Source organism: Comamonas testosteroni (assembly GCF_014076415.1).
GTDB classification, from domain to species: Bacteria; Pseudomonadota; Gammaproteobacteria; order Burkholderiales; family Burkholderiaceae_C; genus Comamonas; species Comamonas testosteroni_F.
In genome coordinates, this window is sequence record NZ_CP043568.1 from 261,694 (window position 1) to 284,244 (window position 22,551).

20 protein-coding genes are annotated in these 22,551 nt (G+C 67.6%); 7 read left to right on the plus strand and 13 right to left on the minus strand.

Features of this window, described 5'->3' with window-relative positions:
- Positions 1-48 precede the first annotated feature (48 nt).
- On the plus strand, positions 49-1,587 hold the full coding sequence (locus tag F0P97_RS01125) for a YifB family Mg chelatase-like AAA ATPase (RefSeq protein ID WP_182285299.1): 1,539 nt from the start codon (positions 49-51) through the stop codon (positions 1,585-1,587).
- A 13-nt stretch (positions 1,588-1,600) separates the two neighbouring features.
- Here the strand turns inward: F0P97_RS01125 and F0P97_RS01130 are convergent, their stop codons facing one another.
- A complete protein-coding gene (locus F0P97_RS01130; RefSeq protein ID WP_182285300.1) occupies positions 1,601-2,530 on the minus strand; it encodes a LysR substrate-binding domain-containing protein in 930 nt (309 codons plus the stop codon).
- Positions 2,531-2,639: 109 nt separating this feature from the next.
- Here F0P97_RS01130 and F0P97_RS01135 point away from each other — a divergent pair, with 109 nt between their 5' ends.
- Both F0P97_RS01135 and F0P97_RS01140 read left to right on the plus strand, forming a co-directional pair.
- Complete coding sequence (locus tag F0P97_RS01135) at positions 2,640-3,821, plus strand: YbfB/YjiJ family MFS transporter (protein WP_182285301.1); 1,182 nt, start codon at positions 2,640-2,642, stop codon at positions 3,819-3,821.
- Positions 3,822-3,855: 34 nt separating this feature from the next.
- Positions 3,856-4,920 (plus strand): NAD(P)H-dependent flavin oxidoreductase, encoded by a 1,065-nt coding sequence (locus F0P97_RS01140; RefSeq protein WP_182285302.1) that lies wholly within the window; start codon positions 3,856-3,858, stop codon positions 4,918-4,920.
- A 19-nt stretch (positions 4,921-4,939) separates the two neighbouring features.
- On the opposite strand, the gene F0P97_RS01145 is transcribed toward F0P97_RS01140, so the two are convergent.
- Complete coding sequence (locus tag F0P97_RS01145; protein WP_182285303.1) at positions 4,940-6,220, minus strand: CaiB/BaiF CoA transferase family protein; 1,281 nt, start codon at positions 6,218-6,220, stop codon at positions 4,940-4,942.
- 148 nt (positions 6,221-6,368) lie between these two features.
- Here F0P97_RS01145 and F0P97_RS01150 point away from each other — a divergent pair, with 148 nt between their 5' ends.
- Positions 6,369-7,292, plus strand: coding sequence for a LysR substrate-binding domain-containing protein (locus F0P97_RS01150; RefSeq protein ID WP_182285304.1), 924 nt, complete (start codon positions 6,369-6,371; stop codon positions 7,290-7,292).
- 105 nt (positions 7,293-7,397) lie between these two features.
- Here the strand turns inward: F0P97_RS01150 and F0P97_RS01155 are convergent, their stop codons facing one another.
- The 4 genes from F0P97_RS01155 to F0P97_RS01170 form a co-directional block, all read right to left on the minus strand.
- Positions 7,398-7,841 carry a PaaI family thioesterase gene (locus F0P97_RS01155; RefSeq protein WP_182285305.1) on the minus strand — a complete coding sequence of 148 codons (444 nt, stop codon included), beginning with the start codon at positions 7,839-7,841 and terminating at the stop codon, positions 7,398-7,400.
- Positions 7,838-8,998, minus strand: coding sequence for an acyl-CoA dehydrogenase family protein (locus F0P97_RS01160; RefSeq protein WP_182285306.1), 1,161 nt, complete (start codon positions 8,996-8,998; stop codon positions 7,838-7,840). Before F0P97_RS01160 ends, F0P97_RS01155 begins: the two co-directional genes overlap by 4 nt.
- A 200-nt stretch (positions 8,999-9,198) precedes the next feature.
- Positions 9,199-10,416 carry a thiolase gene (locus tag F0P97_RS01165; RefSeq protein WP_182285307.1) on the minus strand — a complete coding sequence of 406 codons (1,218 nt, stop codon included), beginning with the start codon at positions 10,414-10,416 and terminating at the stop codon, positions 9,199-9,201.
- The gene (locus F0P97_RS01170) at positions 10,413-10,802 is read right to left on the minus strand and encodes a Zn-ribbon domain-containing OB-fold protein (RefSeq protein WP_182287062.1); all 390 of its coding nucleotides are present in this window, start codon (positions 10,800-10,802) and stop codon (positions 10,413-10,415) included. Before F0P97_RS01170 ends, F0P97_RS01165 begins: the two co-directional genes overlap by 4 nt.
- 366 nt (positions 10,803-11,168) lie before the next feature.
- Here F0P97_RS01170 and fmdA point away from each other — a divergent pair, with 366 nt between their 5' ends.
- The 3 genes from fmdA to F0P97_RS01185 all read left to right on the plus strand — a co-directional run bounded on the left by fmdA (position 11,169) and on the right by F0P97_RS01185 (position 13,930).
- A complete protein-coding gene (fmdA, locus tag F0P97_RS01175) occupies positions 11,169-12,401 on the plus strand; it encodes a formamidase (RefSeq protein WP_182285308.1) in 1,233 nt (410 codons plus the stop codon).
- Positions 12,402-12,418: 17 nt separating this feature from the next.
- Complete coding sequence (locus tag F0P97_RS01180; protein ID WP_182285309.1) at positions 12,419-12,766, plus strand: zinc ribbon domain-containing protein; 348 nt, start codon at positions 12,419-12,421, stop codon at positions 12,764-12,766.
- A gap of 147 nt (positions 12,767-12,913) precedes the next feature.
- Positions 12,914-13,930, plus strand: coding sequence for a tripartite tricarboxylate transporter substrate binding protein (locus tag F0P97_RS01185; RefSeq protein WP_182285310.1), 1,017 nt, complete (start codon positions 12,914-12,916; stop codon positions 13,928-13,930).
- Between the two features lie 7 nt (positions 13,931-13,937).
- On the opposite strand, the gene F0P97_RS01190 is transcribed toward F0P97_RS01185, so the two are convergent.
- The 7 genes from F0P97_RS01190 to F0P97_RS01220 form a co-directional block, all read right to left on the minus strand.
- Entirely contained in the window at positions 13,938-15,449 is a 1,512-nt protein-coding gene (locus F0P97_RS01190) for a class I adenylate-forming enzyme family protein (protein ID WP_182285311.1), read from the minus strand.
- A 112-nt stretch (positions 15,450-15,561) separates the two neighbouring features.
- Complete coding sequence (locus F0P97_RS01195) at positions 15,562-16,578, minus strand: Bug family tripartite tricarboxylate transporter substrate binding protein (RefSeq protein WP_182287063.1); 1,017 nt, start codon at positions 16,576-16,578, stop codon at positions 15,562-15,564.
- A gap of 392 nt (positions 16,579-16,970) precedes the next feature.
- A complete protein-coding gene (locus tag F0P97_RS01200; protein WP_182285312.1) occupies positions 16,971-18,179 on the minus strand; it encodes an acetyl-CoA C-acetyltransferase in 1,209 nt (402 codons plus the stop codon).
- Between the two features lie 27 nt (positions 18,180-18,206).
- Positions 18,207-19,499, minus strand: a complete 1,293-nt coding sequence (locus tag F0P97_RS01205) for an acetyl-CoA hydrolase/transferase family protein (RefSeq protein WP_182285313.1) — start codon at positions 19,497-19,499, stop codon at positions 18,207-18,209.
- Positions 19,496-20,305, minus strand: a complete 810-nt coding sequence (locus tag F0P97_RS01210) for an enoyl-CoA hydratase/isomerase family protein (protein ID WP_182285314.1) — start codon at positions 20,303-20,305, stop codon at positions 19,496-19,498. Before F0P97_RS01210 ends, F0P97_RS01205 begins: the two co-directional genes overlap by 4 nt.
- A 222-nt stretch (positions 20,306-20,527) precedes the next feature.
- Complete coding sequence (locus tag F0P97_RS01215; protein WP_182287064.1) at positions 20,528-21,421, minus strand: MaoC family dehydratase; 894 nt, start codon at positions 21,419-21,421, stop codon at positions 20,528-20,530.
- Positions 21,422-21,592: 171 nt separating this feature from the next.
- Positions 21,593-22,510: an SDR family NAD(P)-dependent oxidoreductase gene (locus F0P97_RS01220; protein WP_182287065.1), complete on the minus strand. Its 918-nt coding sequence runs from the start codon at positions 22,508-22,510 to the stop codon at positions 21,593-21,595.
- Between the last annotated feature and the right edge of the window lie 41 nt (positions 22,511-22,551).

The window sequence follows — 22,551 nt, forward strand, 5'->3', positions numbered from 1 at the left end:
CCGCGCATACGCTAGGCCCTACAGTCCGGCTGGAAAGGGAGGGGCGTGATGGGTCTGGCTCTGGTTCAAAGTCGTGCCCTGCTGGGCCTGCAGGCACCGGCCGTCACGGTGGAGGTCCATCTGGCCAACGGACTGCCTTCGTTCACGCTGGTGGGCCTGGCGGATGTGGAGGTCAAGGAGGCCCGCGAGCGCGTGCGTGCAGCCATTGTCAATGCGGGGCTGGAGTTCCCGAACAACAAGCGCATCACGGTCAATCTGGCTCCGGCAGATCTGCCCAAGGACTCAGGCCGCTTTGACTTGCCGATAGCGCTGGGAATTCTGGCGGCCAGCGGGCAGATCGATGCACAGCGGCTCGCCGATTATGAGTTTGCAGGAGAGCTGTCCCTGACAGGTGCCCTGCGCCCGGTACGCGGAGCCCTGGCTACGGCGCTGGCCTTGCAGCGTCAGCAACAGCGCGTGCGGCTGGTGCTGCCGCCAGACAGTGCGCTGGAGGCCGCTTTCGTGCCGGCTATCGAAGTCTTCGGCGCTGTGCATCTGCTGGATGTGGTCAGGCAGTTCATCGCGCATGACGCCGCCCCGTCGGAGCAGGGCGATGGCGTGGAGGGCTGGCAGCGGGTGCACTCCAGACCTGCTGAAGCTTCTTTGCAGTCGCTGGATCTGCGGGAGGTGCGCGGCCAGATGCAGGCCAAGCGTGCTCTTGAAATTGCAGCTGCCGGAGCTCACGGCGTCTTGATGATCGGCCCTCCGGGTTCTGGGAAATCCATGCTGGCCCAGCGCTTTGCGGGTTTGCTGCCCGGCATGACCGATGAGGAAGCCCTCGAAGCCGCCGCCATTGCCAGCCTCAGCGGTCGTTTCACGCCGCAGTTGTGGCGTCAGAGGCCGTTTGCCGCTCCCCATCACACGGCCAGCTCCGTCGCGCTGGTCGGCGGCGGCTCGCCGCCGCGGCCCGGCGAGATTTCATATGCCCATTGCGGGGCGCTTTTTCTCGACGAGCTGCCCGAGTTCGCGCGCAGTGCCCTGGAGGCCCTGCGCGAGCCGCTGGAGACCGGGCGCATCACCATCGTGCGGGCCGTGCAGAGGGCGGAGTTTCCGGCTCGTTTCCAACTGGTGGCAGCCATGAACCCCTGCCCCTGCGGCTACTGGGGCTCGCGCGTGAGGGCCTGCCGCTGCTCCCCCGATCAGGTGGCACGTTATCAGGCACGCATCAGCGGGCCCTTGCTGGACCGTATCGATCTGCATGTGGAGGTGGCGGCACTGTCGCCCGAGGAGCTTCTGGCTGCGCCCGAAGGGGAGAGCAGCGCTGCCGTGCAGCAACGCGTGAGTGCAGCCAGGGACAAGGCCTTGCTGCGCCAGGGCCTGCCCAATCATCAGTTGCAGGGGGTGCAGCTCGACACGCATCTGCAGCTGGAGCCCGAGGCGCTGACCTTTGCGCACAAGGCTGCAGCGCGCCTTGGCTGGTCGGCACGCGGCACGCACCGGGCCTTGAAGGTGGCGCGAACCATTGCCGATCTGGCGGACTCGGATGCCATCACGCAAGCCCATCTGGCCGAGGCATTGCAATACCGCCGCGCACTGATGCAGCCGTGATGTCCTGCCGCCCTCAGGCGGCAAGAGCCAGTGCCACGGGCTGTGCCTGTGTGGCATGTGGATGGACACCCAGTACCTGCGCAAATGCATGCAGTGCCGGCGACCAGCCTTGTACGGCAGCAGTCACAAAACAGGTGTCGACAAAGGCCAGCTCCTGCCCGCTCTTGCCGGGCAGCGTCATCCAGTGCACGCCAAAGCGCTGCTGCTGGGCTTCGACCAGCGAGCGCGACAGCAGTGCATAGCCCATACCGGCGGCCACGCAGCCGAGGATGGTGTCCAGCATGCCCAGCTCCATGATGCGTACCGCCGTCACACCCATAGAGGCCATCAGCAGCTCGATCCGCTGGCGATAGCTGCAGCCCTGGCGAAAGGCCAGAAACACGGCGCTGCTGAACTCTGCGGCGGTGGGGAAGCGCGTCAGCGGCTGTCCGCTGACCAGCACCAGCTCTTCGCGGAACACGGGCCAGGATTGCAGCTCGTTTTGCGGTGCGGCGCCGTTGATGAAGGCACAGTCGATGCGGCCGGCCGCCAGCTCCATCAGCAATGCGGCGCTGGGCTGGGCGTCCAGTTCCAGGTCGATATCCGGATGCTGCCTGCGCAACTCGGCCAGCAGTGGCGGCAGACGCAGGGCAGCCGTGGTTTCCATCGAGCCTATGCGCAAGGCGCCCTTGACCTGTCCGGCTGCAAATTGCCGGGCTTGCAGCATGGCCAGCACCTGGTCGTGCGACTGCAGCATCTGCCGCGCAGACTCCAGCAGCGTGCGTCCGGCCGGAGTGGGAAAGACCGGGCTGGCCCGCATCAGCAATTGCACGCCTGCTTCGTCCTCGAGCTTTTTGATATGGGCCGTGACATTGGATTGCACGGTGTGCAGCCGCTGGGCAGCGGCACCAAAGCTGCCGCTTTCGCAGACGGCTTCAAACATGCGCAGGGATTTGAGTTGCATTGCGGCTCCAATATCTTGAATTGAGATGCAAGTCATCATTTTGAATCATTGGACATGATCGAGTCGCAGCGTTTAGGCTTGATGCCAATTCCCCTCCATAACCCGAGCTGTGATCGAGCGCAAAGAACTTCCCCTGCTGTTGACCGGCTTCATGGCCACCCTGAGCGGCGTCGGCCTGGCCCGTTTCGCCTATACGGCGCTGATGCCGCAGATGGTGCATGCGGGCTGGTTCAGCGGCGAGCAGGTGGCATATCTGGGCGCCGCCAATCTGCTCGGCTATCTGATCGGGGCCCTGGTCGCCGCGCCGCTGGCCGAGCGCATGGGCGCGCTGCGCGTGCTGGTGATCTGCTGGGTGGCCGTGATGCTCAGCTTTGCGGGCTGCAGCCTGCCCCAGCCCATGGCCTTGTTCTTTGTCTGGCGGCTGATCTCGGGCATTGCCGGGGCCGCGCTGATGGTGCTGGGCCCGTCGGTGGCCATGGCTGCCGCCGCGCCGTCGCGCCGCGCCACGCTGGGGCCGCTGATGTTCTGCGGCATTGGCGTGGGTGCCTTGCTGGCCGCCACGCTGGTGCCCATGTTTGCGCGCAGCAGCCTGAGCGCCGTCTGGTGGGCGCTGACGGCGCTATGTGCGCTGGCGCTTTACAGCGGCCGGCATGCTGCGCGCCAGATTCCCCTGCATGCGCCGGTGGCGGTCCAGCCCACGGCGACGGCCGCAACTTCCGGGGCAACGCCCTGGAGCCTGGCGGTGATCCTGGTGTTGACTGCCTATGCCTGCGACGCCTTCGGCTTTGTGCCGCACACCGTGTTCTGGGTGGACTACCTGGATCGCGAGCTGCAGCTGGGCGGCGCCTATGCATCGACGCAATGGGCATTCTTCGGGCTTGGAGCGATGGTCGGGCCGTTGTGCGCGGCCTACTGTGCCACGCGCTGGGGCTGGTGGGGAACGACCACGGGCGCCTATGCTGTCAAGGCCGTGGCCATCGGCCTGCCGCTGGTCTGGGCCGGTTTCGGCGGCCATGCGCTGTCGGGCTTTGTGGTGGGGGCGCTGTCGCCGGGCATGGCGGCCATTACTTCGGGCTATCTGATGCAGCTCATTGGCCCCGGCCGGCACAAGAAAATGTGGGGCTATGCCACGGCGGCATTTGCGCTGTTGCAGGCCAGCTCCGGCTATCTGATGGCATTTGTCTACGCCAGCAGTGGCAGCTATCGCCAGCTGTTCGTGCTGGGCTGCGCGGCGCTGGGCCTGGGGGCGCTGCTGGTGGCCTCCAGCCGCCTTGCCCGCGCGGCGCAATGATCCATATCGAGAAGTGACAACTAGGAGACGTGCGATGAGCAAACTACCTTCATGGATGACAGGCCTGGGTCTGCAGCATCCCATCATTCAGGCCCCGATGGCCGGGACCTCAACCCCGCAGCTGGCAGCTGCCGTGAGCAATGCATACGCCCTGGGTTCGGTCGGCATAGGCGCCTACGGCCTTGAGCAGGCGCGCCAGCACATCGAACAGACGCGTGCGCTGACCGATCGCCCCTTCAACGTCAACCTCTTCTGCCACCGTGCGCCGGTAGCAGATGCAGAGCGCGAAGCGCAGTGGCTGCGCTATCTGGCGCCGGAGTTCGAGCGCTACGGCGCGTCCGTGCCGTCTGGCCTGCGCTGCATCTACGAGTCTGCACTGGGCAATGCGCGATTGCAGGCCATGCTGCTGGAGCTGCGTCCCGCTGTGGTGAGCTTTCATTTCGGCCTGCCGGAGCAGGGCTTTGTCGATGCCTTGCGCGCCGCCGGCATCACCACGCTGGCCTGTGCCACCAGTCTCGATGAGGCGCGCCAGATCGAGCAGGCCGGGGTGGATGTGATCGTGGCCCAGGGCATGGAGGCGGGCGGCCATCGCGGCGCTTTCGTGCCCGAGCAGGACACTCTGATGGGGACTTTGGCGCTGGTGCGGCTGCTGGCGCGCGAGTCCCGCCTGCCCGTGGTCGCTGCAGGCGGCATCATGGACGGTGCAGGCATTGCCGCAGCTCTGCAGCTCGGAGCCTGTGCCGTACAGATGGGCACGGCCTTCATCCTCTGTCCTGAATCCGCAGCCAGCCAGGCCTACCGCGCCGAGCTGCAAAGCGACAGCGCTCAGCACACGGCCATCACCGCCGCCATTTCCGGACGCCCTGCGCGCGGCATGTTCAACCGCCTGCACCAGATGGGGCGGGACTATGCGGGAGCACTGCCCGCCTATCCCATGGTGTATGACGCAGGCAAGGCGCTGCACCAGGCCGCCAGCGCGCAGGGCAGCAGCGACTATGCCGCGCACTGGGCCGGCCAGGGCGCACCGCTGGCTCGCGCCATGCCCGCCGCCGAACTCGTGCGCACGCTGGCGCAGGAGCTGGAGCAGGCCGTGGCCTAGGTTCGGCCGCTTTTCCGCTCTACAGCACCCCCCTGCCGCGCAGCTCCTGCAGCCGCGCCGCATCCAGCCCCAGCCGCTCGGCCAGCACCTCTTCCGTGTGCTGGCCCAGGGCTGGAGGCGCATAACGCAGCGTGGCCGGAGTGTCGGACAGGCGCAGAGGGCTGGCCGTGGTGACCACCTGGTTGATGGACTCGCCCTGCGGCAGCGGTCCATCCGGGTAGCGCTGCTGCGTGATGCGCAGGCCACGTGCCTGCACATGGGGGTCTTCAAAGGCCTGACGGATGTTGTTGATGGGGCCGCAGGGCACGGCGCGGGCTTCCAGCAACGCGATCCAGTCGGCCGTGCTGCGGCTGCGGGTCAGCTCGGACATCATGTCGACGATCTCCACACGGTGAATGACCCGGCCCGCGTTCGTGGTGAAGCGCGCGTCCTGGTGCCAGGCCACGCCGGCCGCTTCGCAAAAGCGTGCGAACTGGCCGTCGTTGCCTATCGCCAGCAGCATATTGCCGTCGGCCGTGGGAAAGTCCTGATAAGGAACCACGCTGGGGTGGGTGTTGCCCTGGCGGCCCGGAATGCTCCCGGTGTTCAGGAAACCTGTGCCCTGGTTGGCCAGCACTGCCATGGCCACGTCCAGCAGCGCCATATCGATATGCTGGCCTCGGCCCGTGCTGTGGCGTGCCTCGAGCGCGCCCAGAATGGCCGTGGTGGCGTACATGCCGGTGAACAGGTCGATCACGGCCACGCCTACGCGCATGGGGGCGCCGCCGGGCTCGCCGTCGGCATGGCCGGTGACGCTCATCAGCCCGCTCATGGCCTGAACCAGCAGGTCGTAGCCGGCGCGCGGCGCATACGGTCCGGTGTGGCCGAAGCCCGTGACCGAGCAGTAGATCAGGCGCGGGTTCAGCGCGCTCAGGGATTCATAGTCCAGGCCGTAGCGCCTCAGACCCTCGGTCTTGAAGTTCTCCACCAGCACGTCGCTTTGCATGGCCAGCTCGCGGATGATGGCCTGGCCTTCCGGGGTTGCCATGTCGACCGTGACCGATCGCTTGTTGCGGTTGCAGGCCGCGAAATAGCAGGCTTGGGTTGTGGGCCGGCCATCTTGATCGGGGAAAAAGGGCGGCCCCCAGTGGCGCGTGTCGTCGCCTTCGCCGGGCTTTTCGATCTTGATCACGTCGGCGCCCATGTCGGCCAGATTCTGTGTGCACCAGGGGCCGGCGAGCACGCGTGAGAGATCGAGCACGCGCAGATGGCTCAGGGCACCTGTGCGGGCAGTGGCGGAGGAAACAGCAGCAGCGGTCATGAAGAGATTGGGTCCGGATAGAGGGCTGGCAGCCATCGTAGGCAAGCCCGGCAGTCGCGTGTTTCGCATTTGTGGAAGCCGGGTTTATCCGGGCCAGCCGCGCCAATCCGCGACAGCCGATCACTGGCTGCGTTCATACAATGCAGCCATGTCCATGCACTTTGACCTCGTAGACCTGCGCTTGATGACCCATATCGCGGAGGCCAACAGCATGACTCGTGGCGCCGAACTCTCGTGCATTTCGCTGCCGGCGGCCAGCACGCGCATCAAGAATCTGGAAGACAGCATCGGCACCAAGCTGCTCTACCGCACCAGCCAGGGCGTGACCCTGACGCCGCCAGGCCAGGCGTTTGTGACCCATGCGCGCATGGTGCTCAGCCAGATCGAGCACCTGCGCGGCGACATGCAGGAGTATGTGCGTGGCATCAAGGGCCATCTGCGCGTGTATGCCAACACCACTTCGCTGAGCGAATTCCTGCCGCCGGTATTGCGCGAGTTTCTGGGCCGCAATCCGGATGTGAATGTGGACCTGCGCGAGCGTCTGTCCCACGACATCGTGCGCGCCGTGACCGAAGGGCAGACCGACATCGGCATCGTGGCCGGTCTGGTGCGCACCGAGAACCTGGAAACCCTGCCCTATCGCAAGGACAGGCTGGTGCTGGTGGTGCCCAGGGGGCATGCGCTGGATGGGGTGATGCAGCTGGCGTTTTCCGACACGCTGGATCTGGACTATGTGGGCCTGCACGAGTCCAGCGCCATCCATGCTTTTCTGCGTCAGGCCTCGGACCATCTGCACAAGCCCATCAAGCAGCGCATCCAGGTCGGCAACTTCGAGACGGCTTGCCGCATGATCGAGTCCGGCGTGGGCGTGGGCGTGCTGCCGGAGTCGGCGGCCAGCCGCCATGCGGCAGTCATGAACATCGCCATCGTGCCGCTGTCGGATGCCTGGTCGGTACGCGATATGCAGATCTGCATGCGCAGCCTGGATGCGCTGCCCAGTTTTGCCAAGGAGCTGGTGCAGCTGCTGGTGATCGATGCTGCGGGAGAGTCCGATACCGGCGAGCTGCTCTAGGCAGCGCAAACACTTACTAAATAAAAACAGAGCGTGCTGCGCTTGTGGATTCAAGGTTTCAAGGCGATGCAGGCCCAAAGCCATGATTCCATGAGCGGGGGGTGCTCACTTTTCCAGTGTGGTGGGGGCCTTCCAGTACTTGAACGTGCCGTGGGCGGTAGCCACCAGCGTGCCTTGTGCGTCGGTGATCCTGGCGGCGCAGCTGCACAGGCTGAGGCTGGCTTGCACTACCCAGCCCTCGGCCAGCAGGCCGCCGCGACCGGGACGGTGAAAGCGGCTGCTCATCTCTACCGTCACGGCGGTCTGAGATGGCGCCTTTGGCAGTGCGCTGGCAGCGCGCGACATCACCGAATCCAGCAGGCTCATCAGCACGCCGCCATGGGCGGCAGGCAGCTGGTTGAGCAGTTCCTCGCGCAACTCGGGCAGTCGTATCTGGACCGTGCCGGGGGGCGCATCGGCCACCTGGCAGGCGCCCAGCAGGCGCATGAATGCGCTGCGCTCATGGCCGGATGCTGCGGGCATTGCGGTCGGAAGGTTGAGGATGCTCATGCGTTGGCGCGGGCTTCGCGCACCATGTTGCGGGCAATGATGATCTGCTGAATCTGCGTCGTGCCCTCGTACAACCGGAACAGGCGCACATCGCGGTAGAAGCGCTCGATGCCGTATTCGGACATATAGCCAGACCCTCCCAGGATCTGCACCGCGCGGTCGGCCACGCGGCCGCACATCTCGGTGGCGAACATCTTGGCGCAGGAGGCCTCGGTCGACACATTGCTGCCGTCGTCACGGCGGCGGGCCGCATCGATCGTCATGCACTCGGCCGCGTACAGCTCGGCCTGGCTGTCGGCCAGCATGGCCTGCACCAGCTGAAAGTCGCAGATCGCCTGGCCGAACTGCTTGCGCTCCAGCGCGTACTGCAGAGCATCGCGCAGAATGCGCCTGGCGCAGCCCACGGCCACGGCGGCAATGTGGATGCGGCCTTTCTCAAGCACCTTCATGGCGGTCTTGAAACCCTTGCCTTCCTGCAGGCCGATCAGATTGGCGGCAGGCACCTTGACGTTGTCAAAGATCACATCGCAGGTGTGGGCGCCGCGCTGGCCCATCTTCTTGTCGTATCTGCCAAAGCTGATGCCCGCAGACCTGGCGTCGACGATGAAGGAGGACACACCACCCGCGCTCTTGTCCTCGGGGTTGGTGCGGGCCATCAGCGTGAACATGCCTGCGTGCGGAGCATTGGTGATGAAGCGCTTGGTGCCGTTGACGATGTAGTGGTCGCCGTTCCTGATCGCTGTGGTGCGCAGCGATGCCGCGTCAGAGCCGGCTTCTGGCTCGGTCAGTGCGAACGAGGCAATCACCTCGCCGGTGGCAAGCCTGGGCAGCCACTGCGCCTGCTGCTCGGGCGTGCCATCCATCAAAATGCCTTGTGAGCCAATGCCGACGGTGGTGCCGATGACGGAGCGAAACGCCGGCGCAGTCTGGCACAGCTCCAGCAGCACACGGACCTCTTCCTCCATGCTCAGCTCCAGACCCCCGAAGCGTTCGGGAATGGTCAGACCGAAGAGGCCCAGATCGCGCATCTCCTGCACGATGGCGGCGGGGATTTCGTCAGTGTCGGCCACTTCGTTTTCGGCAGGCACCAGACGCTCGCGCACAAAGCGGCGCACGCTGTCCAGCAGGGCTTCGAGGGTTTCTGGGTCGCGGATCATTGCGGTGTATCTCCTTGTCTTGTGAGTTGTTCATTACGCCCATCGCACCGCCTGTGGCGTATGAAACCGGCGTGGCTCGGGCCAGGGACACCGAGGAAGGGCCTAAGCCGGCCGCGCCGCCCCGCACCGAGGGTGTCGTCCCCCTCCCTCGCGAAGCGAGTAGAGAGGCGCCGTGCCACGGGGGGAAGGCGCGTAGCGACTCAGGGGGTGAGAGCCTCGGCAGTGCCGAGGATTGCTGTCGACTGACTTGACAGCGTGCCGCCGTTGCCGTGGACCACGGCCGTGCGGTGGCGTGCCAGCTGCCGCAGGCCGGCCTGGCCGCGCAGCTGGCGCACGGCCTCAATCAGCAGGAACACGCCATACATGCCCGGGTGGACGCAGGACAGGCCGCCGCCATTGGTGTTCACGGCCAGACGGCCGCCGGGGGCGATGGCGCCGCCTTGCACAAAGGCACCTCCCTCGCCCTTGCGGCAAAAGCCCAGGTCTTCCAGGAACAGGAGGGTGTTTATCGTGAATGCGTCATACAGCTGGGCCATGTCCATGTCGGCTGGCGTCAGCTCCGCCATGGCAAAGGCCTGCCGGCCGGATTGGGTGGCCGAGGTCACGGTCAGATCGGGCATGCAGGAGATCTGGCGGTTCCAGCAGGCCGTGGCATTGCCCAGGATGTAGATGGGGGGCTGTGGCAGATCCTTGGCACGGTCCGCGCGGGTGAGCACGATGGCGCCGGCACCGTCGGTGACCAGACAGCAGTCGCGCACGCCCAGGGGGCTGGAGACCATGCGCGCCTTCAGCACATCGTCGATGGTGAGCGGGTCACGCATAAAGGCTTCGGGGTTGAGCTGAGCCCAGGCACGGGCCGCTACCGTCACCTCGGCCAGCTGCTCGCGCGTGGTGCCGTACTGGTGCATATGGCGCTGGGCGGCCAGCGCATAGGCCGAGGCTGGCAGCAGCGGCTCGTAAGGGTGTTCATAAGGCTGGGGGTCCATGGCACGACGCGCGGCCACGATGTCCTTGCGGCCTGCGGAACCGGAGCGCTGGGCGCTGCCGTAGCAGATCAGCACAGCTTTGCACTGGCCGGCTTCCAGCGCGCGCATGGCGGGCAGCAAATGGGCCACGAAGCTGCTGCCGCCCAGCATGGTGCCGTCGATGTAGCTGGGATTGATGCCCAGATGTTCGATCACCGGCATGGCCCACATGCTGGCGGTGACGCTGCAGGTGGCAAGGCCGTCGATGTCCTGCATGCTCAGGCCGGCATCGGCCACGGCAGCGTGGGCAGCACGTACCAGCAGCGTCATATCGTCCATGCCGGGGGCTTCGCCGCAGCCATAGGTGGCAGCGCCGGCAATGGCCACTTTGCCGCGCAGGGCACGATTCGCGGCTGCGGCGTCCAGGCTGGATGAAGGCAGGGAAACGCTCATGCGACCTCTCCTGGTGCATTGACGGCGGGTTGGAATACGACCAGCCCCTTGCCGTTGTGCTGGATCGTCCGGGCAGTGACGCGCATGCCGATCAGCACGTGCTCGGGTGCAATGCCCTCGATGCGGCTCATCATGCGCACGTCTTCATCCAGATCGATCAGCGCCACGTTGTAGTCACCGCCGGCTTCGGGCTTGCGGGCGATGGTGGTGGTGGAGTAGACCGTGCCCTGGCCGCTGGGGCGTACCCAGCGCAGCGGGCTGGCGCCGCAGTGCGGGCACAGCTCTCGGGGGGTGAACACATGTTGCTGGCAGGCCGTGCATTGCTGGATGGCGAATCGGCCGGCATCGAGTTCGGCCTGGTAGTGGGTCTGTGCGCTCAGGTGCATGGGCGGTGTTTCCATTCTTTGTGTTCTTGGCGCTGCGCCCGGCGGCATGCAGGGCAGCGGCTGTCCGCCAGCATGCCCGCATCGCGGGGCCGCTTCAATTCGCCAATCTGGAAGGGTGGCTTCACCAGCGCCGGCGTCCGGCTGTCAACCCAGGGTTGCTGCCTAGGCGGGCCGGCAGGCACGGCTGCTATGGTGTTTATGCATTCCCGGCCTTTTCTTCATACCCGCCCTGCGCCGCCTGCCGGCGCACCGAGTGCGCGCTGCCGCTTTGGCACGGCGTGGCGCCACAGGAAGGCCGGCAATGGCGTGCCGCACCCCGGCCCGTTCTCCGCTGTCGATCCCCACCCACCCAGGAGGCTTTTGCACATGACGGATACGCTGATCAAGGTTGACCTGAACCGCCCGCCCACCGACAACGAAAGGGTCCACAACCGGTGGCACCCGGACATTCCCATGGCCTGCTGGGTCCAGCCCGGCGACGACTTCATCCTGGAGACCTACGACTGGACCGGCGGCTTCATCAAGAACAACGACAGCGCCGACGATGTGCGCGACATCGACCTGACCACGGTGCACTATCTGTCCGGCCCCGTGGGCGTGAAGGGCGCCCAGCCCGGCGACCTGCTGGTGGTGGACCTGCTGGACATCGGCGCCAAGCCCGACAGCCTCTGGGGCTTCAACGGTTTTTTCTCCAAAAACAATGGCGGCGGCTTCCTGACCGACCATTTCCCCTCGGCCCAGAAATCGATCTGGGACTTCAAGGGCATGTTCACCAGCTCGCGCCATATCCCGGGCGTGAACTTCCCCGGCCTCATCCATCCAGGCCTCATCGGCTGCCTGCCTGACCGGCCCATGCTGGAGATGTGGAACGAGCGCGAGCGCGCCCTGATCGCCACCGATCCCGAGCGCGTGCCCGGCCTGGCCAACCCGCCGTCGGCCGGCACGGCCCACATGGGCCAGATGCGCGGCGAGGCCCGCGACAAGGCCGCAGCCGAAGGCGCACGCACCGTGCCGCCGCGCGAGCACGGCGGCAACTGCGACATCAAGGACCTCTCGCGCGGCGCCAAGGTGTTCTTCCCGGTCTATGTGGACGGGGCCGGCCTGAGCGTGGGCGACCTGCACTTCAGCCAGGGCGACGGCGAGATCACCTTCTGCGGCGCCATCGAGATGGCCGGCTGGGTGCACATGAAGGTCGGCCTCATCAAGGGCGGCATGGCCAGGTACGGCATCAGGAACCCCATCTTCAAGCCCAGCCCCATCACGCCGCGCTATGACGACTACCTGATCTTCGAGGGCATCTCGGTGGACGAGAGCGGCAGACAGCACTACCTGGATGTCAACGTGGCCTACCGCCAGGCCTGCCTGAACGCCATCGAATACCTGAAGAAGTTCGGCTACAGCGGCGCCCAGGCGTATTCCATCCTGGGCACGGCGCCTGTGCAAGGCCATATCAGCGGCGTGGTGGACGTGCCCAACTCCTGCGCCACGCTGTGGCTGCCCACGGGCATCTTCGACTTCGACATCAACCCCAACGCGGCGGGGCCGGTCGTCCAGTTCGACGGCAGCATCGACATGCCCCTGTCCCCCGACCTGCGCTGACGCCAAGGAGCCCGCCCATGCCCACCTACGACTACGACTGCGCGCAATGCGGCGGCTTCGAGGCCCTGCGGCCGCTGCGCCTGCGCGACGAGCCGGCGGCCTGCCCGGGCTGCGGCACGGCGTCCGCACGCGTTCTGGCCGCTGCGCCCCGGCTGGCGCTGATGGCCGACGGCACGCGCCGCGCCATGGACACCAACGAGCGCGCACGCCACGAGCCCGCCAGCTCGCGCGACTATGACTATGCGCGGCTCAGGCACCCGGCAGGCTGCGGCTGCTGCGGATCGGGCCGGCGCAGCGCCACGGTGACGGCGCCCAACGGCGCAAAGTCCGCGCCCTCGCGGCGGCCCTGGATGATCAGCCACTAGGCTGTACGGGAGTCGACCGCTTCCCCAGGGTTTCCACCGCTTGGGAGCCCTGGAAGCGCGCCTTCCACATTGGCGAAACACGGGGCAGGGCAGCTTGCCCAGAATGGGCCGCGCGGCAAGCCGCCGCCCGTTGCCCGGAGTTTCGCCATGCCCTCGTCTTCCCTGCCGTCTTCCTCCTTTTCCTCGCAGCGCCGCCGCCTGCTGTCCGCCGGCGGCGCGCTGGCTGCCAGCAGCCTGTTTCCCGCAGCCCGGGTGGCCCATGCGGCCGATGCCTGGCCCACGCGGCCCGTGCGCTTCATCGTGCCCTTTCCGCCCGGCGGCCCGGTGGACACCACGGCGCGCGCCTTCACCCAGAAGCTGGGCGAGATCTGGCCGCAGCCCTGCATCGTGGACAACCGCGCGGGCGCCGGCGGCATGGTGGGCGCGGCCCTCGCAGCCAAGGAGCCTGCCGACGGCTACACGCTGTTCGTGGGCTCCATCCACCATGCGGTGAACCCGGCGCTGCAGCCGAAGATGACCTACGACATAGAGCGTGACTTCGCGCCCGTGAGCTTTGCCGCCATGTTCCCGGTCTTCCTGGTGGCCCATCCCTCGGTGCCCGCCCGCAGCGTGCGCGAGCTGATCGCGCTGGCCAAGTCCGGCAACGGGCTGAGCTTCGGCTCCTCGGGCAATGGCGGCGGCACGCACCTGGCCGGCGAGCTGTTCAACATGCATGCAGGCATCAAGCTGCAGCACATTCCCTACAAGGGCAGCGCGCCGGCCATGAACGACCTGCTGGGCGGCCAGGTGCAGCTGATGTTTGCCGATGCGCCCAGCGCGCTGCAGCACATCAAGTCGGGCCGCATCAAGGTGCTGGGCGTGGCCAGCCGCCAGCGCTCGGCCATGCTGCCCGAGGTGCCCACCATCGCCGAGTCGGGCCTGCCCGAGTACGAGGCCTATTCCTGGGCGGCCCTGTTCGCGCCGGCCCGCACGCCGCCCGCCGTGCTGGCGCGCATCAATGCCGACTTCAACACCGCGCTGCGCGATGCCGCCGTCCGCGAGCGCCTGCTGACGGCCGGCGCCGAGGCCGACTCTGGCACCCAGCAGCAGATGCGCGAGCGCCTGAGCAGCGAGCTGCGCAAATGGGCCCAGGTGGTCAAGGTGGCCGGCATCCAGGCGGACTGAGCGGCGCTCAGGAAACGCGCAGCGCCTGTTCCTGCAGCAGGCGCTTGAGCACCTTGCCGTTGGGGCTGGTGGGCAGCTCAGCCAGGGGCACGATGCGGGCGGGCAGCTTGTAGGGCGCCAGCCGTTCTCGCAGGTGGGCACGCGCGGCAGCGATGTCCAGCGTGGCGCCGGGCTGCAGCTCGACGAAGGCGATGACCTCCTCGTTGCCATCGTTTTCGGGGCGGCCGACCACGGCGCTGCGCTGCACGCCGGGCAGCTCGTTGAGCGCCAGTTCCACCTCGGCCGGATACACGTTGAAGCCCGAGCGGATGATCATTTCCTTGAGCCGCCCCACCACGAAGAGCGCGCCGTCGGCATGCAGCTCGCCCAGGTCGCCGCTGGCGTACCAGCCGCCCTCGCGCATCACGGCGGCCGTGGCCTGGTCATCGCGGAAGTAGCCGTGCATCAGGCCGCGCCCGCGTATCCACAGCTCGCCGCGCTCGCCCACCGGCAGGCTGCGGCCCGTGGCCGGGTCCACGGCGCGCACCTCGGCGCCTTCCACCACGTAGCCGGCGCTGGTGTCGGGCCGCTGCTCGCCCTGGCGCGTGAGGTGGACCGACCCTGCGTATTCCGACAGGCCGTAGCCATGGTGCAGCGCCTGGCCGAAGACGGCCTCCACGCGTTTCTTGAGCGTCAGGTCCAGCGGTCCTGCGCCGGTATAGACATAGCGCAGCGCTGGCGCCTGCGGGTGTGCAATGCCCTGCTCCTGCAGATAGGCCAGCAGGCGCGCGTACAGCGCAGGCGGCCCCTGCAGTTGCGAGATGCCGTGGCGCGCCAGCGCGTCCAGCAGGTCGGCCGGGTCGAACTGCGGGCGCATCACCATCTGCGCGCCTGCATGCAGCGAGGCCAGCAGCACCGTGCCCAGGCCGAAGATATGGGTCATGGGCACGAAGGCATAGCTGCGGTCCTGCGGACCCAGGCCGCGCGATGCGGCCGAGACGCACGCGAACAGCGTCAGCGCGTCATGCCCCACCATCACGCCCTTGGGCGTGCCCGTGGTGCCCGAGGTGAAGATCAGCGCCGCCACCTCGTCCTGCAGCGCACCGGATTCGGCCACCGCCTCAGCGCGCACGGGGCTGTGCTGCATGCCGGCCAGTGCCGAGTCGCCTGCGCCAAAGCGCCGCGCGTGGCCGCTGGCGCTGTCCGATGCGGCCGAGGTGAAATACACCACGCGCGCATCGGCCTTGGCTGCAAAGGCATCGATCTCGCCGGGTGCCATGCGTGCGTTTACGCCGCAGGACCAGGCGCCCACGCGGCTGCAGGCCAGGATCAGTGCCGCATGCTCGGGGCAGTTCTCGGCCACGACCAGCACGCGGTCGCCGGGCCGCACCTGCAGCGCACGCAGCTCGGCCTCGGCCGTGTCCGCCAGCGCGCCCAGCTCGGCAAAGCTCAGGCTGCTGCCGTCGGGCAGGTGGATGAAGGGACGCTGCGGCGCTTCGGCCAGCCAGCGGTCCAGCAGATGGTGTATTCGTTGATTCATGGATGCCATGGCATGGCCTTTGCAAATGGTGCGGCCCCACTCGGAGACACCGAGGAAGTGCCACCCCGCACCGAGGGTGTCAGGGGGAAGGCGCGAAGCGACCCAGGGGGTGTCAGTCCACCACAATTCCTTGCGTGACGGTGGCCCACATCGCGCGTTCTTTTGCACCGCGCTCGGCCAGTTTCTGGGGGGCGCCGGTCCACTCTTCGTAGCCCAGTTCCTTGAGGCGCTTGCGCAGCTCCGGCTGGGCCAGGGCGGCGTTGATGGACTTGTTCAGGCGGGCCACGAGTTCGGGCGACATGCCCTTGGGCCCATAGACGCCATACCAGCCGCCCACGTCGAAGCCCTTGAGGCCTTCGATGCCGGACTCGGCAAAGGTGGGCACATCGGGCAGCGAGGCATTGCGCTGCGGGGAAGTCACGGCCACGGCGCGCACCTTGCCGCCCTGGATGTAGCTGCTGGCGGTGCTGATGATGTCCAGCATCATGCTCAGCTGGCCGCCGATCACGTCGGTCATGGCCGGTGCGTTGCCCTTGTAGGGAATGTGGTTCATCTCGATGCCGCTGCGCCGCGCGAACAGCAGCGCGCCCAGGTGGTTGGATCCGCCCACGCCGGCCGAGCCGTAGTTGAGCTTTTGCGGATGGGCCTTGGCATAGGCCGCTAGCTCGGCTGTGGTCTTGTAGGGCTCGTTGTTGTTGACCACCAGCACGTTGTAGTAGCTGAGCACGGGCGCCACGGGCGTGAGGTCACGGGCCGGGTCGAAGGACATCTTGCTCATCACGTTGGGGCTGATGGTGATGGTGGGGCTGGCCGCGAACCACAGCGTGAGGCCGTCGGGCCTGGCGCGCACGACCTCGCTGCCGGCCATGGTGGCGTTGGCGCCGGGCTTGTTCTCCACCACCACCGAGGCGCCCAGCTCCTTGGTCAGCGCCACGCTGAGCAGGCGGGCGCCCTGGTCCACGGGGCCACCGGCCGAGTAGCCCACGATCAGGCGCACGGGCTGCGCGTCCTGCGCGGCGGCGGGGAGGGCGGTCAGGGCGCTCAGGGTGGCTAGGGCGGTCACCAGGGACGCCAGAAGCGGGGCATGGGCCAGGGTGGCCAGGGCCTTGCGGCGGTGTTGGGCGGGCATGTGCATGTCTCCTGAAAAAAATGAATGAAGCGCTGCCGTGGCCTGCGGCGGCGCTCCCGGTCTGCGCCGGACATGCAGGCAATGGTGCGCAGGCGGGCGCTTCTTGGGAATCTGCTTTTGCCTAAGCCGGGGTTTGCCGGCTGTTAGGACGTCCTGGGAAGACAGGTCCGCGCCCGCCTGCCAGCTGGGGGCGGCGGTGACGATGGCCTCGCGCAGGAACTGCTGGAAGGCGCGCGCTGCCATGGTGGGCTGGCGGTCGGGCATGCGCACCAGGTACATGGCATTGCCCAGGCCGGAGAACACCACCTGGTCCAGCACGGCCACCAGCGTGCGTTGGCCGTCACCTCCAAGCGTGAAGGCTTCGGGCGCGCGTGCGGATTGAGGCGGGAAGCTCACACCCGCTCGAACACCGCCGCAATCCCCTGGCCGCCGCCTATGCACATGGTCTCCAGCCCATAGCGGCCCTTGCGGCGCTCCAGCTCGTGCAGCAGCGTGGCCAGAATGCGCACGCCGGTGGCGCCTATGGGGTGGCCCAGGGAGATGCCGGAGCCGTTGACGTTGAGCTTGTGGTCTATGGCGTCCTGGTCGTTCCACTCCCAGCCCTTGAGCACGGACAGCACCTGGCAGGCAAAGGCTTCGTTGAGTTCGATCAGGTCCATCTGGTCCAGCGTGAGGTGCAGGCGTGCCAGCAGTTTCTTGACGGCGGGCACGGGGCCTATGCCCATGTGCGAGGGCTCGCAGCCTGCGGCGGCCCAGCCCACCATGGCGGCCATGGGGGTGAGGCCCAGTTCGGCCAGCTTGTCCTCGGCCACGATCAGGCAGGCGGCGCTGGCGTCGTTTTGCTGGCTGGCGTTGCCGGCCGTGACCGTTCCATTGGGCATGAGCACGCGCAGCTTGGCCAGGCTGTCCATGGTGGTTGCGGCGCGGAAGCCCTCGTCCTGGCTGAACAGCAGAGGCTCGCCCTTGCGCTGGGGCACGGATACGGGCACGATTTCATCGTTGAAGCGGCCGGCGGTCCAGGCTGCAGCCGCACGCTGGTGGCTGCGCACGGCATAGGCGTCGGCTGCCTCGCGGCTGATGCCGTAGTCGCGCGCCAGGTTCTCGGCTGTCTCGATCATTCCCGAGATCTTTCCGAAGCGCTCCACGGGCTGGGAGCGCTCGCGGCCGCGGTCCAGGCGGTCATAGAAGCGCACATTGCCCGAGCGCGCGCCCCAGCGCATGTCGGTGCTGTAGTACTCGATGTTGCTCATGCTCTCCACGCCGCCCGCGATCACCACATCGGCGGCGCCGCTTTGCACCATCATGGCCGCCGTAACCACGGCCTGCAGGCCGCCGCCGCAGCGGCGGTCCAGCTGCATGCCCGGCACCTCTACCGGCAGGCCGGCCTGCAGCGCGGCCCAGCGGCCCACGCAGGGCGTTTCGCTGCTGGCGTAGGACTGGGCGAAGACCACGTCGTCGATGCGTGCGGGGTCGATGCCGCTTTTCTCGACCACGGCGCGCACCGTGGTGGCGGCCAGCTCCTCGACCGATACAGGCCGCAGGCTGCCGCCGAAGGTGCCCACGGGCGTGCGAAGGGGGGTGACGATGGCGGCTCTGCGCATGGTGTTGTCTCCTTGGGAATCAGTGGATCAGGAAAAGGCTGCGCCGCATTGGCGCAGCAGGGTATGTGCCTGTTGTTCCAGGTCGGCGCGGTGCTCCGGTGCCGCGATGTCGATCAGCCGTTTCACGCGGCGCGACAGCGTCTGGCCGCGCAGGTCGGCCACGCCGTGTTCGGTGACGATGAGGCCGGCATCGCTGCGCGGCGTACTGACGGGACCGGACAGCCGCACGACGATGCGGGTCGCACCCCCGGCAGTGGCGGGCAGGGCGATGATGGGCAGGCCGCCGCGGCTGCGTGCCGCGCCGCGCAGAAAGTCCACGGCGCCCCCCACGGCGCCCACGTAGACGCCGCCCGCCACCTCGGAGTTGATCTGGCCCGTGAGGTCCACCTCCACTGCCGAATTGATGGCGGCCAGCCGGTGGCTGGCCGCCAGCACCTCGGGGTCGTGCGTGTAGCGCGTCTCGCGCAGTTGCAGTGCGGGGTTGCGGTGTGCCCAGCGCCTGAGCGATTCGCCCCCCATGAGGATGCCGCCGATGCCCACGCCGCGGTCCTGGCTCTTGTGCGCGTGGGTCAGCACGCCGGCTTCGGCCAGGGCGGCAATGCCGTCGCCCACAGCGCCGCTGTGCAGGCCCAGGTCGCGGTGGCCGTGCAGGGCGGCGAGCACGGCCTCGGGCAGGTTGCCCACGCCCACCTGCAGCGTGGCGCCGTCTTCGATGAGGGCGGCCACATGGCCGGCAATGGCCTGCTCGGCAGGGCCGGGCGCGCTGCGCGCCTGGCCCAGCGGAGGGTGTTCGGCATCGACCAGCAGGGCGAAGTCGCCGGCCTGCAGGTGCAGGCTGCCATGCGTCCAGGGAATGACGGGGTTGACCTCGCCGATCAGCACGCGTGCCTTGCGTATGGCGGCCGGCAGGTATTCATGCACCAGGCCCAGGCTGTAGCGGCCCTGTGCGTCGGGCGGGGACAGCTGCAGCAGCACCACTTCGGCAGGCAGCAGGCCATCGTCGATCAGGCTGGGCAGGTGGGAGTAGTGGCTGGGCAGGATGTCCAGCACGCCCGCCTGGGCCAGTGCGCGGTGCGGGCCGCCGGCCGCATAGCCGAAGAAGTCGATGGCGTCGGCATGTGCCGGTTGCAGCGTGCCCGATGCGCCCATGCCCACGAAGACGCGCAGCCGGCCGCCCCGCGCCAGTGCCTGGCGCTGCGCGACCACGGCGCGCGTGAGCGTCAGCGGCTCGGCCGTGGCCTGGCCCCACCACAGCGTGTCGCCTGGGCGGATCAGGGCCTGCAGCCTTTCTTGCAGTGCGTCCGGCGGCAGCACGCTCATGGCGCGCGGTCCCAGTCGAAGCGCGTGGGCTGCTTGTCCTTGAAGCGCTGCACCGCCTCCTGGTGGTAGTCGGAGCCACGGCACATCGTCTGGGCATAGGCTTCCAGCTCGGCCATGGCGCGTGCGTCCAGCTCGAAAGCCTGGTTCATGGCCGTCTTGGCCATGCCGATGGCGGCCGTGGACGCCTGACCAAAGCGGCGGGCCAGCGCCACGGCAGCGGCCTGCAGTGCTTCGCTGTCTTTCACGATCTCGTAGACCATGCCCAGCGACCTGGCTTCCTCGGCCTGCACGGTGCGCGCGGTGAAGACCAGCTCCTTGGCCTTTTGCAGACCCACGATGCGCGGCAGCATGTGCATGGCGCCCAGGTCGGGCACCAGGCCGATGCGGCCGAACACGGCGCAGAACTTCGCGCGCCGCGTGCACAGCACGAAGTCGGCGGCCAGCGCCAGGCTCAGGCCCGCGCCGAAGGCCGGGCCGTCCACGGCGGCGATCACGGGCTTTTCGAGGTTGACCAGCTCGGGAAACCACTGGTGCAGGCTGCGCATGCGCTGGCGCCAGGGCAGGCCGGCCTGGCTGGCATCCATCATCTGGCGGATGTCGCCGCCCGAGCAGAAGGCGCCGCCCGCGCCCGTGAGGATGACGGTGTGCACCTGCGTGTCGTCACGCATCTGCGCCACGGCGGCGGCCAGGGCCGGGCGCATGGCCTGGTTGAGCGCGTTGCGGGCCTCGGGGCGGTTCAGCGTGATCGTGCCTATGCCGTCCTGGACGGAGGTCAATACGGGGGAGGTTTCAGGGGATGTAGTCATGGTGCCGAAGTTTGATTCTTGGGATCGAAAAAGCTGGAATGTCTTGCTTGCTCCTATGCACACCTGTGACGAGGCATTCAAATCGGCATGTCCCAAGTCAGGGACACCGAGCAAGGGCCTGGGCCGGCCGCGCCGCCCCGCAGCGAGGGTGTCACCGGCCGCCCGTATGCTCCCCTCCCGAAGGAGAGGGGGAAGGCGCGTAGCGACTCAGGGGTGGTCCATTCAAGCGAGCTCGGCGTAGCCATGGCTGAGCACGACTTTGTCGCGCTCCAGCACGCGGGCGCGAAACTGCAGCTGGCAGGGCTGGTCGGGCGTGCGCCAGATCTCGGTGACCAGGGTTTCGCCGGGATAGACGGGCGAGGTGAAGCGCACATCCAGCGCCTTCAGGCGCGCGGGATTGCGGTCGCCGCATTGGCGCAGCACGGCATGGGCCACCAGGCCGTAGCTGGCCAGGCCATGCAGGATGGGTCGCTCGAAGCCGGCCTTGCGTGCCACGGCCGGGTCGGCATGCAGCGGGTTGTAGTCGCCCATCAGGCGGTACAGCAGCGCAGCCTCGGGGCGTATGGCCTGGTTGTCGGTGAAGTCTGGCGCGCGGTCCTCGGGCGTGGGGCGCAGCGGCTCCAGGGGCGCATCGCTGGGCTGGCCGCCGTCCAGCAGGCTGTAGCCGCCATCGCCGCGCAGAAAGCTCACCTGCTGAACGGTGGCCAGCAGCTCGCCGCCGGCGGTCTCCAGGCGCCGCTCGGTCACCATGATGGCGCCCTTGCCTTCGCCCTTGTCCGTCAGGTGCGTGATGCGGTTGTGGCCCACCACGTCGGCGCTGGCCGGCAAGGGTCGGTGAAGCCGCATGCGCTGCTCGCCATGCAGCAGCTTCACCCAGTCGATGCCCGTATCGGCCTCGCGTGCCCAGAAACCCGGGTAGCCCAGCACCACGGCCTGCGAGGGCAGGGCGCGCAGCCCGCCCGGCGTCCCTTCGTAGAAGAAGGGCAGGGCTGCATCCGACAGCGGATCGCTGCCCAGGCCCAGGCTCAATGCATAGAGCATGGTGTCGCGCTCGCCATAGTGCTGGCGCACGGGCTCGAAGGGGCGCTGTTTCAGGTGGTCGTAGCGAATGGTCATGGAACGGGTCATCTCGGTAATTGATTGCGCTGGCGCAATACCAACAGCCTTCAAAACCGGCGCACCCCAACCCAGGGTCGCCGAGCAAGAGCCGCCTCGCGGCGAGGGCGCCGTCCCCCTCCCGCGAAGCGAGAGAGGGGGAAGCGGCGCAGCCGCTCAGGGGGTGCTTTTCTAGACAGGATCCCAGCTGAAAACGTCGGCGGATCGGTCCAGCGGCACGAACGAGGCCTTGAGCGCGGGCATGCCGTGCTCGGCAATGAACTCGGGTGTCCAGCCTTCGCTGCGATGCACCGATCGCAGCGGCCGGGGCTGGCTCATCAGAAACAGCTCGTTGTTGCGTACGGCAAAGACCTGGGCGTTCACATCCCTGGCCTGGTCGGACAGCAGATAGACCGCCAGCGGCGCGATCTTGTTGGGCGTCATCTGCTGGATCTTGGCCACACGTGCCTGCTGCTCGGGGGTATCGGTGGGAATGGAGCCGATCATGCGGCTCCAGGCAAAGGGCGCGATGCAGTTGGAGCGCACATTGAACTTGGCCATGTCCAACGCAATGGATTTGGACAGGGCGGTCAGGCCCAGCTTGGCAGCGCTGTAGTTTGCCTGGCCCAGGTTGCCGATCAGGCCGGAGGTGGAAGTCATGTGGACCAGGGCGCCGCTTTCCTGCTCCTTGAAGTGGTTGGCGGCGGCGCGGCTCATGAAGTAGCTGCCGTAGAGATGAACCTTGATGACGGCGTCCCACTCTTCCAGGCTCATCTTGTGGAAGAACCGGTCGCGCAGGATGCCGGCGTTGTTGACCACGCCGTCGATGCGGCCGAAGCTGTCCACGGCGCACTGCACGATGCGGGCCGCGCTGGCGGCCTCGGCCACGCTGTCGGTGTTGGCCACGGCCTGGCCGCCTGCGGCCTTGATCTCATCGACCACCTTCTGCGCCGGGCCGGCGTCCGTGCCCTCGCCCGTGGTGGAGGTGCCGATGTCGTTGACCACCACCTTGGCGCCCTCGGCCGCCATGGCCAGCGCCATGTCGCGCCCGATGCCGCCGCCGGCACCCGTCACCACCACTACCTTGTCCTGCATCATTTTCTGCGCCATGGCTTGCCGTTCCCGTTCAGTGTTCGTTGGAAAGAAGTCGG